This window comes from Bradyrhizobium sp. Pha-3, from assembly GCF_042258325.1.
Classification (GTDB): Bacteria; Pseudomonadota; Alphaproteobacteria; order Rhizobiales; family Xanthobacteraceae; genus Bradyrhizobium; species Bradyrhizobium elkanii.
Map to the genome: position 1 here is coordinate 1,680,617 of NZ_CP170151.1, position 13,649 is coordinate 1,694,265.

A 13,649-nucleotide genomic window follows, 5' to 3' on the forward strand; every position below is an offset into this window, starting at 1 on the left:
GCGCGATGACGTCGACGGGATGCAACATCATTGAATGATCGCTGCGTGCCTCGCGTTCGAGACTCTCTGCGAGAGACGACGCGCATCGCATTCGTCGAGTCGAAAGCCTGACGCGCCAACCTGTCGTTTTGAACCGTTCCAGTGTTGCGCATCTTGAATCATTCCAGTGTTGCGCTTCTTTTCTGCTTTCATCGATTCTATTTTGCGCGTGTGGAATTTCGCGCATCCCGCCGATAGAAGTCCGCCCCAATCGATGCCGGCCTTGTCGCAAACGCGACTCGATCGATGTCAGCGTAAGGCAATGTGGGGATTTGTTCGGTGGGAATGGTTTCGTATCGGAGCAAGCGCGGCTTGCTCGGATCAACGGCTGCGATCAATGCAGCGCTGCTCGGTTCGGTCGTGCTTGTGCCAATGGGCGCAGACGTCGCCTGCGCTCAGGCGCAGACAAGTCCTCCGCAGAACAATGTCAGCGAACTTCCCGCAGTGACGGTGGATGAACCTGGCGCCGCAAAGAAGCGCGGTGCCGTCGTTTCAAGTCAGAACACCAGGGCTTCGCGCGCCGTCGCGGCGAACCGGCGCCGCAATGCCGTGGCGCCCGCTCAGAGTCAGGCTCCGCGGTCGCAAGGCACAGGTGGCGCGATCGGTACGACGACGGGTTACGTCGCGACCGCCAGCACGGCCGGCACCAAGACCAGCACAGCGCTGATCGAAACGCCGCAGTCGCTATCGGTCGTCACGCAAAAGGAGCTTCGGGATCGCAACGTTCAGACGCTCAAGGACGCCGTCAGCTACACGCCGGGCGTGACGACCACGGCGTTCGGCTATGATCCAAGGTTCGATAGTTTCTACATCCGTGGCTTCGATGCGACCTATACGGGGATCTATCGCGACGGCCTGCGTCAGGGCGGCGGCAACTTCGCCATTCCAAAGATCGAACCTTACGGTCTCGACAGCGTGTCGATCCTCCGCGGACCGGCCTCGGGCCTCTATGGCCTCGGCTCTCCGGGAGGCATCGTGGATGTCACGACCAAGCGGCCGCCGTGGACGGCATTCGGTGAGGTGCAGCTGCAGGGCGGCACCTACGACCGTTACCAGGGCAGTTTCGATATCGGTGGTCCGGTGCCTGGCAGCGATCAGCTGTACTACCGGCTGACGGGGTTGCTGCGCGACGCAAAGACCTGGTACCCCGGCAACGACGACGATCGCGCCTATATCGCGCCTGCGCTGACCTGGCGGCCGGACGCCGACACGTCCTTCACCATCCTCAGCGAATATCAAAAGAGCCGAACCGCCGCCAGCATCGGCAACTTCCGCACGCCTGACGGACAGTTGACCAACATCTATTCGAATGATCCGGCCTTCAGCGCGATGGATCAGAAGCAGTATCGCATCGGCTACGCGTTCGAGCACAATGTCGACGACGTGTGGACGGTGCGGCAGAACTTCCGCTTCTACCAGGTCGACGTCGACGCGAAATACACCCAGATCGATTCGATCGACAGCAGCACCAATCGCGCCTCGCGGTCGGCCTGGCGGATCCTGGACAGCTTCAACACCGTAACGCTCGACAATCAGGCCGAGGCCAAGTTCATGCTTGGCGCGATCAGGAACACGGCGCTGTTCGGCGTCGACTACGGTCACTCCTACTACAACGACAAGATCGGCTACGGGCCGGCGCCCGATCTCAATCTCCTGACCATGAACTACGGCGCCCAGGCGATCGCGACGCCGGCATTCTCGATCTTCAACAAGCAGTCGACCGACGAGGTCGGTGTCTATGCACAGGAGCAGGCCAAGCTCGGGGGCTTCATTCTGACGCTCAACGGCCGTCAGAGCTGGGTGTCGCAGACGACGACCGCGGGTCTGGACGGCGTGCCGTCGACGCAAAAGGCCACCGCCTTCACGGGCCGTGCGGGGCTGAGCTACGTCTTCGACAACGGCATTGCGCCCTATGTCAGCTATGCGACGGCGTTCGCCCCGCAGGTCGGCGTCGATGCATCCGGATTGCCGTTCAGGCCGACCACCGGCGAGCAGAAGGAAGTGGGCATCAAGTACCAGATGCCGAACCTTCCGGTGCTGTTGACCGCCGCGGTGTTCGACATCACGCAGGACAATGTGCTGCGCACCGATCCGAACAACATGGCGTTCCAGGCAGCCACCGGGCAGGTCGAATCCAAGGGCGTGGAGCTCGAGGCGAAGCTGGCGCTCAAGCAGGGATTTGATCTCACCGCCGCCTACACCCATCTCAACGTCGTGATCACGCAGGGCGATCCCGACACGACCGGCAATGAGCTCTCCGGCATTCCGAGGAATTCCTTCGCCGCCTTCGGCAAATATACGTTCCAGTCCGGCGTGCCCGTCGAAGGGCTCGGGCTTGGTCTCGGCGTGCGTTATATCGGCACGAACTTCGGCAACGACCAGAACACGTTCCAGAATGCGGCGACGACGCTGTTCGATGCGGTGATCGATTACGATCTCGGCAAGCTGGACCGGCGCTTCCTCGGCGCCACCGCGCGCCTGAACGCGACCAATCTGTTCGACACGCACTACCAGACCTGCCAGTCCGGTTACTGTTATGCCGGCGAGCGGCGGCAGGTCATCGGCACCTTGTCTTACCGCTGGTAGCTCGAATTTGTTGTTTGGACGCGTTGTCTTCACGCGAACCGGCGTCCACTTCGCTCGAAAACGCTATGTTACACCGGCACCCGCACGACGGCGCGCAGGCCGCCCATCGGGCTTTCGCTGAGCATGATGTCGCCGCCATGCGAGCGGGCGATGTCGCGGGCGATCGCGAGCCCGAGCCCGGTGCCGCCTTCGTCCTGGTTGCGGGCATCGTCGAGCCGCAGGAACGGCTTGAACACTTCCTCGCGCATGTCGGCGGGGATGCCCGGTCCGTCGTCGTCGACCGTGACGTTGAGATAGCGATGGTCGCGATGGCCGGTGATCGAGATCGTGTTGGCGTGGCGCGCCGCGTTGGAGACGAGATTGGCGAGACAGCGCTTGAACGAGGCCGGCTTCACCGTGACGACGGGCAGGCCGTGGAACGCGACGGTTGCGGTGTGGCCGTGGCGTTCGGCGTCGCTGCGCAATTCCTCCAGCGCCAACGCCATGTCGGTCGGCTGCGCGACCTCGCCGGAATCGCCGCGCGCGAAGGCAAGGTAATCCTCCAGCATCATCGACATCTCGTCGACGTCCTTGCGCATCGCGTCGATCTCGGGGCCTTCGCCGATCAGGGCAAGCTCGAGCTTGAACCGGGTCAGGATGGTGCGCAGATCATGCGACACGCCGGCGAGCATCGCGGTGCGCTGCTCGATCGAACGTTCGACGCGCGCCTTCATCTCGATGAAGGCCTGCGCCGCGCGCCGCACCTCGCGCGCGCCGCGCGGCCGAAAGTTCGGCGCCTCGCGGCCCTTGCCGAAACTTTCGGCGGCGTCGGCGAGCCGCAGGATCGGCTTGATCTGGTTGCGCAGGAACAGCACGGCGACGATCAGGAGGATCGTCGAGGTGCCGAGCATCCAGAAGATGAAGATCTCCGAATTGGAGGCGTAGGCCGCGCTGCGCTGGGCGAAGATCCGCATCACCGAATCGTCGAGCTGCACGCGGATCTCGACCAAATTGGATTTGCCGACGGTGTCGATCCAGAACGGACGGCTGATCTGGCGGCCGAGCTGCACCGACAGCGTCTGGTCGAGCAGCGAGAAGAACGGCTTCGGCCCCGGCGGCGGCATGTCGCCGGCGGGCAGGAAGTCGACCACCAGCTGCAGTTTCTGGGCGATGCGGCGAAGCTGCGCGCGGTCCTTGTCCTGCGGATAGCTCTTGTAGACGTCGATCAGCGCGGCGATATCGGACACCACCGCGGCCGACAGCCGCCGCGTCACCGTGTTCCAGTGCCGCTCCATGAACACGAACGCCACCACTGTCTGCAGGATCACCATCGGCACGATCATGATCAGCAGCGCGCGCGCATAGAGGCCGGTCGGCATCCAGCTCTTGAACGCATTGCCCATCCAGCCGTTCGCCTTCGAGACGCGCTGCGAGGCGTTCTTGATCAGGGTCAGGCCGGAGTCGAGCGTGCTCATGCGGATGCTCTACAGCATGATCCGGAAAACTGCGCAGCGGTTTTCCGGCAAGATCATGCTCAAACAAGGATCTGAAGCGCGATGACGATTCATCCTGATCTCATCGCGCTTCAGGGCGAGGCCACCAGGCGATAGCCGATCCCGCGCACCGCCTGCAGGAACAGCGGATTGGCGGGATCGTGCTCGATCTTGCGGCGCAGGCGGTTGATCTGCACGTCGACCGCGCGTTCGTTGACGGTGCCGCCGGAGGTCAGTTCGGCCCGCGGCACGGTCTCGCCGGGCGCGCTGGCGAGGATGCGCAGCATCTCGCGCTCGCGATCGGTGAGATGAATGATCTCCTCGCCCTGACGCAGTTCGCTGCGCTCGATGTGGAAAATGTAGGGGCCGAACGCAATCTGCTCGACGACTGCGACCTGCGGCGGCGCGGTGCGCTTGAGGATATTGCCGATCCGGAGCACCAGCTCGCGCGGCTCGAACGGCTTGGCGACATAATCGTCAGCGCCGATCTGCAGGCCCTCGATGCGGGCTTCCGCCTCGTGGCGGGCGGTCAGCATGATGATCGGCACCGTCGAGGAGCTGCGGATGAAGCGGGCGAGGTCGAAGCCGTTCTCGCCGGGCATCATCACGTCGAGGATCAGCAGGTCGAAATGCAGCCCGAGCAGCTTGGCGCGTGCGTCGGTGGCGCTCATCGCCGTCGTGACGCGATAGCCCTCGCCGGAAAGAAAGCGCGACAGCAGGTCGCGAATGCGGCGGTCGTCGTCGACCAGGAGAAGATGCGGCGCGTCGTCGGCCGGCTCGACCGGCGCGCGCATCATGGTTGCAGCCTGCACCAGCTCACTCCCTCGTTTTTTTGCCGCCGCCGAAGATCGCTTCGAGCACCTTGTCGGGATCGTCGCGGTCGATCATCGCGCGGAGGAATTGCCGAACCGTCCCGACGCCGGCCGGATCGATGCCGGCGACCGCGCGGTTGATGCGGTCGGTCTGCAGCCCCGCGAGCTTGGCGACCAGCGCCTCGCCCTTCGGGGTGGCGTAGAGCAGGCGCTGCCGGCGGTCGTTGTTGCCGGTCTTCTGCACGATGTAGCCCTCGTCCAAGAGCTGTTTGAGCACGCGCCCGAGCGACTGCTTGGTGATGCGCAGGACGTCGAGCAGGTCGGCGACCTTCAGCCCCGGATAGCGGGTAACGAAGTGGATGACGCGGTGGTGGGCGCGGCCGAAGCCGAACGCCTCCAGCTCCTGGTCGGCGTCGCCGACAAAGTCGCGGTAGGCGAAGAACAGCAGCTCGATGATGTCCCAGCGCAGGTCGCGCGCCCCCGCCGCAGGAGCGTTGTCGTCTCCCTGCGAATCGGGCTTGGCAGCCCCTGAGAAATTTATGTCAGCCATATTGACGTATCTTGGGTTCAATGTTACAAAACTGCCTGTCACGACGAAACATTAGGTCGTTTTGTCCTCGACAGCGTTTAAGGCGGCCTGAACGAGCCTGTGAGGCGGTTTGGGCCGCAAATTGGACTACCGTGCGATTGTCGAGCGGCATTTCGGCAAACATACTGGACTTCAGCATTCCGCAAAAGCATGTCTAAACGGCATGTTGGCGATGGAAGCCGGCGGCGCGGCCGGCGGTGGTGAAGTTCGGGCCAGCCGAGCCTGATGGCTCCGGGGGAAACAGGCCGGCGCCGGGTATCGCGCCGGTTCCGACAGCGGAAAGCAAGAAAAATGACTTTGAAATTCGATATCCAGCCTTCGCCGAATGCAACGTCCGACAAGGATCGCGCGGCGAAGCTCGTGGACCCCGGCTTCGGCCGGGTCTTCACCGATCACATGGCGATCGTCCGCTACAGCCAGGGCAAGGGCTGGCACAGCGCCCGCGTCGAGGCCCGTGCGAATTTTCCGCTCGATCCGGCCGGCGCGGTGCTGCACTACGCCCAGGAAATTTTCGAAGGCCTCAAGGCCTACAAGCGCGACGATGGCGGCGTGAACCTGTTTCGCCCCGACGCCAATGCCCGCCGCTTCCATGATTCGGCCGAGCGCATGGCGATGGCGCCGTTGCCCGAGGATCTGTTTATCGATGCGGTCGAGCAGCTGGTGCGGATCGATCGCGCCTGGATCCCGGGCGGCGAGGGCAGTCTCTATCTGCGGCCCTTCATGATCGCGAGCGAGATCTTCCTCGGCGTGAAGCCGTCGGCCGAATACATCTTCTCGGTCATCGCCTCGCCGGTCGGCTCCTATTTCAAGGGCGGCCCGGCGCCGGTGTCGATCTGGGTGTCGGAGAATTACACACGCGCCGCCATCGGCGGCACCGGCGCCGTCAAGTGCGGCGGCAATTACGCCGCCAGCCTGCGCGCGCAGGCCGAGGCGATCGAACGGGGCTGCGACCAGGTCGTGTTCCTCGATGCGGTCGAGCGCCGCTACATCGAGGAGCTCGGCGGCATGAACGTGTTCTTCGCGTTCGACGACGGCTCGCTGCTGACGCCGCCGCTCGGCACCATCCTGCCCGGCATCACCCGCGACTCGATCATCGCGCTTGCCAAGGATGCCGGCACGCGTGTGCGCGAGGAGCCCTATACGATCCAGCAATGGCGCGCTGACGCCGCCAGCGGCAAGCTGAAGGAGGCGTTCGCCTGCGGCACCGCGGCCGTCATCTCGCCGATCGGCAAGGTGTGCTCGGCAAGCGGCGATTTCCAGATCAGCGGCGGCGTGGCCGGCCCGGTCGCCATGGGCCTGCGCAAGAAGCTGGTCGACATCCAGTACGGTCGCACCAACGACCCGCATAACTGGATCCGAAACGTCGCCTGAGCCGCCTCGGCTTAGCGTAAGGCAGGCGTGCTCGCTCACTCCCTCGCCCCGCCCTTGCGGGGAGAGGGTGGGGTGAGGGGCTGCTTCCGCAAATAAGAGACCGGCTCGTGGAGGGTCCCCCATCACCCGGAATTCGAGCTGCGCTCGAATTTCGACCTCTCCCCGCACCCGGGGCGAGGTAAGGAGCGCCGTAGGCTTGCTGCATCGGGCCTTGGCTGGTAACCCGGCGTTCTATTTGTAAGCTGCCGCGGCTTACGGACCTGTGACGCATGACATGGCCGAGAAACCCAAAAAACCCCAGAAACTGAAGGCGCGCCTGCCGCGCGGGCTGGAAGATCGCGGCCCGGCCGCGATTAATGCCACGCGGGCGATGGTCGAGAAGATCCGCGCCGTCTACGAGCTCTACGGCTTCGAGCCGGTGGAGACGCCGGCGATGGAATACACCGACGCGCTCGGCAAGTTCCTGCCCGACCAGGACCGGCCCAACGAGGGCGTGTTCTCGTTCCAGGACGATGACGAGCAGTGGATCTCGCTGCGCTACGACCTGACCGCGCCGCTCGCGCGCTATGTTGCGGAAAACTTCGATGCGCTGCCGAAGCCTTATCGGTCGTATCGGTTCGGCTACGTCTTCCGCAACGAGAAGCCCGGTCCCGGCCGCTTCCGCCAGTTCATGCAGTTCGACGCCGACACCGTCGGCTCGGCGACGCCGGCGGCCGACGCCGAGATTTGCATGATGGCAGCCGACACGATGGAAGCGCTCGGCATTCCGCGCGGCTCCTATGTCGTAAAGGTGAACAACCGCAAGGTGCTCGATGGCGTGCTCGAGGCGATCGGCCTCGGCGGTGAGGAGAATGCAGGCCGCCGTCTCACGGTGCTGCGCGCGATCGACAAGCTCGACAAATTTCCCGCCGACGAGGTTCGCAAGCTGCTGGGTCCCGGACGGTGGGATGGCGGCGAGGAAGGCAAGGGCGACTTTACCAAGGGCGCCGACCTGAGCCCCGCCGATGCCGATATCGTCCTGGCCGTCACGCAGCAGCGTGACGATTGGCGAGAGGCGATTGCTGCGGCAGAGACCTATCTGGCGAAGAGCGAAGTTGGTCAGGCCGGCGTGAGCGAGCTCGAAGAGATCGCCAAGCTGGTCGCGGCGTCCGGCTATGGCGCGGATCGCATTCGCATCGATCCGACCGTTGTTCGCGGCCTCGAATATTACACCGGCCCCGTCTACGAGGTTGAGCTGCTGCTCGACACCAAGGACGAGAAAGGCCGCCCGGTGCGGTTCGGCTCGGTCGGTGGCGGCGGCCGCTATGACGGCCTCGTCTCGCGCTTCCGCGGCGAGCCGGTGCCGGCAACCGGCTTCTCGATCGGCGTGTCGCGCCTGCAGGCCGCGCTGACGATGCTCGGCCAGCTCGACACGCAGGCCGAGTTCGGTCCTGTCGTTGTCACCGTGTTCGATCGCGATCGCGTCGCCGACTACCAGAAGATGGTCGCGCAACTGCGCCAGGCCGGCATCCGCGCCGAGCTCTATCTCGGCAATCCGAAGAACATGGGCAACCAGCTCAAATATGCCGATCGCCGTAACTCGCCCTGCGTGATCATCCAGGGCTCGGACGAGAAGGCGCGCGGCGAGGTGCAGATCAAGGATTTGATCGAGGGCGCCAAGGCCGCGGCTGCGATCGCCTCCAACCAGGAATGGCGTGAAACACGTCCGGCGCAGTTCTCCTGCGCGGAAGCCGATCTGGTCGCCAGGGTCCGCGAGGTCCTGGCGCGGCATGACGTGGCGTGGGGATAGCCATTCGCTTGTGACGTCATGCCCGGCCTTGTGCCGGGCATCCACCTCTTGTTTGATGCGCGGCGACGTGAATGGCCGGGAGGAGCCCGGCCATGGCGACAACGAGAGGGAGAGCAACAATGCCTGAGATCACCGTGAGCATGGCCGCCGGCCGCACCGACGAGCAGAAGCTCGGCATGATGCGCGACATCACCCAGGCGCTGGTGAAGAATCTCGGCGTCGATGCCGACGCGGTCGTGATCCAGATCAACGAAGCGCCGCTGCATCACAAGATGAAGGGTGGCAAGTCGTTCGTCGAGCGCGCCGCCGCCGCGAAGAAGTAATTCACCTCTGTCGTACCTGCGAAAGCAGGGACCCATAACCACCGATGCTTGTTGTGTATGTTCGCTGGGGCCCCAGCCATCGCAACACAAGCGTCGGTGGTTATGGGTCCCTGTGTCTTGGAAGTCTGTCAGGATGTGGGTGGGCGGGAAGCCGTTGGGTCCTTGGCGCTTGACGCCGCGAGCCGGCTCGGTCTCCCGCCCGTTCCATCTATCAACCTGAACAGTTGCACGAGGCTGCGCAACAGACCTCGCATCACAGGGGCAGGCACCGTGATCATAGCTCTTCGTTACGTCGGAATCGACGTCTCCAAAAAACACCTCGATATCTTTGATGAGGCTGACGGCGTGCCGAGGCGCATTGCCAACGCGACACAGGCCATCACACAGCAGGTGGCGCGTTGGCAATGCGATGCGCTGGTGGTCTTCGAGGCGACGGGTATCTATGACCTCGCGCTTCGCGAGGCGCTGCGTCAGGCCGGGATCCAGTTCGCACGGATCAACCCGGCCCGTGCCCGCGACTTTGCACGGGCCAGCGGCCTGCTCGCCAAGACCGATCCGATCGATGCGCGGATGCTGGCGGCCTTTGCGCGGGCCATGCAGCCCGCCCCCGAGCAGGTCGCCGATCCTGCACGGGGCGCCTTGGCGAGGCTTGCAAAACGGCGGGATCAGCTGGTCCTCATGCGCGCCCAGGAGAAGAACCGGCGCAGCGAGGCCGACGATCGCGCCATGGCCGAACGCATTGGCCGCCTCATCGAGGTCCTCGACAGCGAGATCGCCGAGATCGAGGCCGACATCAGCGCATTGATTAAAGCCGAAGCGCAGATCGCGGACGATGCGAAGTTAATGCGTTCGCTGCCCGGCGTGGGTCCCGTGGCCTGCATACAGCTCATCGCGCAGATGCCGGAACTCGGGCGGGTCGGACCGAAACAACTCGCAGCGCTCGCTGGCCTTGCTCCCTTCAACGTCGACAGCGGCACCTTCCGCGGCAAGCGCAAGATTGCGGGCGGCCGAAAGCGCGTTCGTGACGCCCTTTATATGGCGGCCCTCAACGCAGTTCGCAGAGCTGATCCGTTCAAGGCCTTCTATGCACGACTGCGACAGGCCGGAAAACCAGCCAAACTCGCCCTCATCGCCGTCGCCAGGAAGCTGCTCACGGTCCTCAATGCCATGATGCGAGACCGAAAGCCGTACCTGCAGACCAAACCAACATAACAGTTGCCGGCTCAAGGCCGGGACGACAGTCTTTTTGAGGCACCGATGGACGCACGCGAATTCATCAGGATCGGGATGAGTGCCGAGCGCATGCTCGTGGTGCCGCCGGAGCGCACCGTCGGGCATTTCGTGCCCGGCATGCCGATGGTCTATGCGACGCCGATGATGATCCTCGAGATGGAGATGGCGTCGGGCGATGCCATCCGCGCCGCGTTGCGGCCCGGCTGGGTCACGGTCGGGACCGAGGTCGATGTCCGCCATCTCGCCGCTGCGTTGGTCGGCGCCACCGTGCGGACCACCGCGAAGGTGGTCGCGGTCGAGCGCCGCGTGATCCGCTTCGAGGTCGAGGCCTTTGAGGGCACGCGCAAGCTCGGCGAAGGCCGCCACGCCCGCGGTCTGATCAATGTCGAGAGTTTTAACAAGCGGCTTGCCGGGACATCGGGTTCGGCGCACTAGATGAAGCCTTGAGGCCGATCCGCGTATTCCGACGTCATCCTGAGGTGCGAGCCTTGCGGCGCACTTGCGCCGCTGGGCGAGCCTCGAAGGATGGGCCGCGGGCCGTGCACCCTTCGAGGTGCGCAAGAGCGCACACCTCAGGGTGACGGGACTAGCAGGCGGCTATTTCGCCAATTCCTTCGAGCGCCTTGTCGCAGCGGCGATCGCGCGGGTCATCAGTGGCTGCATGCCGTCATTGGCCATCAGCACCTCGAGCGCGGCAGCGGTGGTGCCGCCGGGCGAGGTGACGTTCTGCCGCAGGGTCGCGGATGGCAGATCCGAGCGATGCAGCAACTCGCCGGAGCCGGCGACGGTCGCCCGCGCCAGCGTGGTCGCAAGCTGCTCGGGTAGGCCGGCCGCAACGCCGGCACGCGCGAGCTCCTCGGCGAGCAGGAACACATAGGCCGGACCGGAGCCGGAGACCGCGGTCACCGCGTCCATCAGGCTCTCATCGTCGACCCATTCGACGAGCCCGGTCGCTTTCAGCAGCGCATCGGTCATCGCGCGTTGCGCGGCGGTGACGCGCTTCGACGGTACGGCAACGGTAATGCCGCGACCGATCGCCGCCGGCGTGTTCGGCATCGCGCGCACCACCGCGCCGCCGACAACCTCTTCCAGCGCCGACATGGTCGTGCCGGCCATGATCGAGACGACGAGTGTCGAGGGACCGACGAAGGATTTCAGCGCGGCGCCGGCGTCGCGGAATGATTGCGGCTTCACCGCGACGACAAGCGTGTCGACCGTGCCGAGATCCTTTGCCTGCGGATTGAGCCGCACACCCTTTGCGGCAAGCGCGGAGATCTCCGGCGAGAGATGCGGATCGATCACCGCGACGAGCTCGGGTGCGAGGCCCTGGGCGAGCCAGCCGGTCAGCATGGCGCCGCCCATCTTGCCCGCGCCCGCTAGCGCGATGGTGCCGGTCGAATTTTTCAGTGCGCTGCTGGATGTGTTCACGGGTGGCTCCACAAACTCGGTGTCGTCCCGGCCTGGAGCCGGGACCCATAACCACAGGCGGTTCTAGTGAAGCGTGACGCCAGCCACAAGCAGTTTGCGTGAGCCCCGCGGCCGCGGAGTATGGGTCCCTGCTTTCGCAGGGACGACACTGAGGGTGTGGATTGCTGGAGCGAAACCGTTACGCCTCGCCCTCGGTGTCGAACATCGCTGCGGCCATCGCCTCGGCGGTCGACTTGCCGGCCCATACCACGAACTGGAACGCCGGATAGTAGCGCTCGCAGGCGTGGATCGCGTTGACCACCATGGCCTCGCACTGCGCGGTGGAGGCGGTGAGGCCGCCAGGCAGCACCAGCGCCTGACGGTGCATCACCATGCCGGTGTGGGTCCACAGATCGAAATGGCCAACCCACAATTGTTCGTTGATCGCGGCGACCAGCCGCTGCACCTCGGCGCGGCGCGCCTGCGGCATCTTCATGTCGAAGGCGCAGGCGAGATGCAGCGCCTCGATCTCGCCCATCCAGGTGAACGAGAGCTGATAATCGATCCAGTCTCCCTTGGAGACGATCGTCACCTCGTCTTCGCCGGAACGCTCGAACGCCCAGTTGTTGTCGGTGGCGATATCTTCGACCACCGCAAGCGGGTTGTTCCGGGAATCGATAATGCTTTCGAGGAGGGACATGCCGTCTCGGACCTTGTTCTTATGATCGCTTGATACGCACACGGAAGCCGGCACTTGCGACATACTGCGTCGTGGCCGAGTGCAGTTCCTTGACCGGGCTTCCGGATGCCCCTGGACCTGACGCCGATGAAGTGATGTGATTTGCGGAATCCGCGCAACCGCACGCCGAGTCCGTCCACAGCCAAAGCGCGCATCGTCCACAGCTGATCTCCGCCACATCTGTGATTTTGAGAACAAATCGGAATCTAAGCGTTCGCGTAACGCTTTGTTAACCATTTGCCTGCGCTTCGCCGCGCCTGTGAATCAGTGGTCGGGCCCTCACATCAACCTCGCAGAGCCGCAACGCGCTCATGGGGACATGCCGTTTCCCCATGCCAAAGGCCTTGCCCGGCTGTCGCGCTTTGGTCATATTTCGCCTCAGGCACGTCCATCCCGGGCGTGCCGAGTTCTCAGGGCGGGGTGAAAATCCCCACCGGCGGTAAGGGTGACGAGCCCAAGCCCGCGAGCGCCTTCCTTCCGCGAAGCCGGGGGGAAGGGTCAGCAGATTCGGTGCAATTCCGAAGCCGACGGTTACAGTCCGGATGAAAGAGAACGGTTGCGGCGGCCAACGCGATTTTCGCGTGGGCTCGTGTCGTTGTCCGTGTGCCCTGATTCTGGTCCTGAAAGAGGAAAGCCATGAATCAGATGTTGCAAGACCAAGACGTTCAAGCTTCTCAAGTCCAAACCTCCCAGGCAGAAAGTGCCCCCGATACGCCGGCCATTCCGCCGGCGCCGGAGCATCCGCACTTCGCAAAGCCGCAGCGCGTTGCCTTCGTGCAGTCGTCCTGGCATCGCGACGTGGTGGAAGAATGCCGCATCTCCTTTCTGAAGGAGATTGAGGCGCGTCACATCACCAATGTCGACGTGTTCGAGGTGCCGGGCTCGTTCGAGATCCCGCTGCACGCGCAGCTGCTGGCGAAGACCCGCCGCTACACCGCGATCGTCGCAGCCGGGCTCGTCGTCGATGGCGGCATCTACCGCCACGAATTCGTCGCCGACACCGTGATCAAGGCACTGATGGATGTGCAGTTGCGCACCGAGGTGCCGGTGTTCTCGGCGGTGCTGACGCCGCAGCAATTCCACGAGACCGAGGTGCATTACGAGTTCTTCCGCAAGCACTTCGTGATCAAGGGGATCGAGGTCGCGGAAGCCTGTGCCAACACGCTGCTCAGCCTCGAGCGGCTGCGCGGCCAGGTCGCGGCGGGAATCCCCGGTTAGCATCGGCGGAAAAGCGATTCCGGCATGCGTGCCGGGATCGCTCTCGCCTGCGGCGCGTTCGGTTATGCTTG

Annotated in this window: 12 protein-coding genes and 1 riboswitch; of the genes, 7 read left to right on the top strand and 5 right to left on the bottom strand. The window is 64.3% G+C overall.

Features of this window, described 5'->3' with window-relative positions; all coding sequences use genetic code 11:
* Positions 1 to 324: 324 nt before the first annotated feature.
* Positions 325 to 2,625, top strand: coding sequence for a TonB-dependent siderophore receptor (locus tag ACE10X_RS08100; RefSeq protein WP_085970810.1), 2,301 nt, complete (start codon positions 325 to 327; stop codon positions 2,623 to 2,625).
* Between the two features lie 68 nt (positions 2,626 to 2,693).
* Here ACE10X_RS08100 and ACE10X_RS08105 read toward each other — a convergent pair whose 3' ends face one another.
* From ACE10X_RS08105 to ACE10X_RS08115, 3 genes are all read right to left on the bottom strand, one after another.
* A complete protein-coding gene (locus tag ACE10X_RS08105; RefSeq protein ID WP_016844484.1) occupies positions 2,694 to 4,079 on the bottom strand; it encodes an ATP-binding protein in 1,386 nt (461 codons plus the stop codon).
* A 110-nt stretch (positions 4,080 to 4,189) separates the two neighbouring features.
* A complete protein-coding gene (locus ACE10X_RS08110; RefSeq protein ID WP_038377300.1) occupies positions 4,190 to 4,894 on the bottom strand; it encodes a response regulator in 705 nt (234 codons plus the stop codon).
* A gap of 19 nt (positions 4,895 to 4,913) precedes the next feature.
* Positions 4,914 to 5,459, bottom strand: coding sequence for a MarR family winged helix-turn-helix transcriptional regulator (locus ACE10X_RS08115; RefSeq protein WP_375764138.1), 546 nt, complete (start codon positions 5,457 to 5,459; stop codon positions 4,914 to 4,916).
* Between the two features lie 330 nt (positions 5,460 to 5,789).
* On the opposite strand from ACE10X_RS08115, the gene ACE10X_RS08120 reads away from it, so the two are divergent.
* The 5 genes from ACE10X_RS08120 to ACE10X_RS08140 all read left to right on the top strand — a co-directional run bounded on the left by ACE10X_RS08120 (position 5,790) and on the right by ACE10X_RS08140 (position 10,649).
* Positions 5,790 to 6,869, top strand: coding sequence for a branched-chain amino acid aminotransferase (locus ACE10X_RS08120; protein ID WP_038388173.1), 1,080 nt, complete (start codon positions 5,790 to 5,792; stop codon positions 6,867 to 6,869).
* Positions 6,870 to 7,143: 274 nt separating this feature from the next.
* Positions 7,144 to 8,658 (top strand): histidine--tRNA ligase, encoded by a 1,515-nt coding sequence (gene hisS, locus ACE10X_RS08125; RefSeq protein WP_038388185.1) that lies wholly within the window; start codon positions 7,144 to 7,146, stop codon positions 8,656 to 8,658.
* 119 nt (positions 8,659 to 8,777) lie between these two features.
* Positions 8,778 to 8,981, top strand: a complete 204-nt coding sequence (locus tag ACE10X_RS08130; RefSeq protein WP_018269806.1) for a tautomerase family protein — start codon at positions 8,778 to 8,780, stop codon at positions 8,979 to 8,981.
* Between the two features lie 270 nt (positions 8,982 to 9,251).
* Entirely contained in the window at positions 9,252 to 10,193 is a 942-nt protein-coding gene (locus tag ACE10X_RS08135) for an IS110 family transposase (RefSeq protein ID WP_375764572.1), read from the top strand.
* A gap of 45 nt (positions 10,194 to 10,238) precedes the next feature.
* Positions 10,239 to 10,649 carry a thioesterase family protein gene (locus tag ACE10X_RS08140; protein ID WP_038388174.1) on the top strand — a complete coding sequence of 137 codons (411 nt, stop codon included), beginning with the start codon at positions 10,239 to 10,241 and terminating at the stop codon, positions 10,647 to 10,649.
* A 162-nt stretch (positions 10,650 to 10,811) separates the two neighbouring features.
* On the opposite strand, the gene proC is transcribed toward ACE10X_RS08140, so the two are convergent.
* The gene (gene proC / locus ACE10X_RS08145) at positions 10,812 to 11,642 is read right to left on the bottom strand and encodes a pyrroline-5-carboxylate reductase (protein WP_038388175.1); all 831 of its coding nucleotides are present in this window, start codon (positions 11,640 to 11,642) and stop codon (positions 10,812 to 10,814) included.
* 178 nt (positions 11,643 to 11,820) lie between these two features.
* Entirely contained in the window at positions 11,821 to 12,321 is a 501-nt protein-coding gene (locus tag ACE10X_RS08150; RefSeq protein ID WP_016844492.1) for a YbjN domain-containing protein, read from the bottom strand.
* A 441-nt stretch (positions 12,322 to 12,762) separates the two neighbouring features.
* A riboswitch (FMN riboswitch) is annotated at positions 12,763 to 12,918 on the top strand.
* 78 nt (positions 12,919 to 12,996) lie between these two features.
* On the opposite strand from ACE10X_RS08150, the gene ACE10X_RS08155 reads away from it, so the two are divergent.
* The gene (locus tag ACE10X_RS08155; protein ID WP_038388176.1) at positions 12,997 to 13,578 is read left to right on the top strand and encodes a 6,7-dimethyl-8-ribityllumazine synthase; all 582 of its coding nucleotides are present in this window, start codon (positions 12,997 to 12,999) and stop codon (positions 13,576 to 13,578) included.
* Positions 13,579 to 13,649 lie beyond the last annotated feature (71 nt).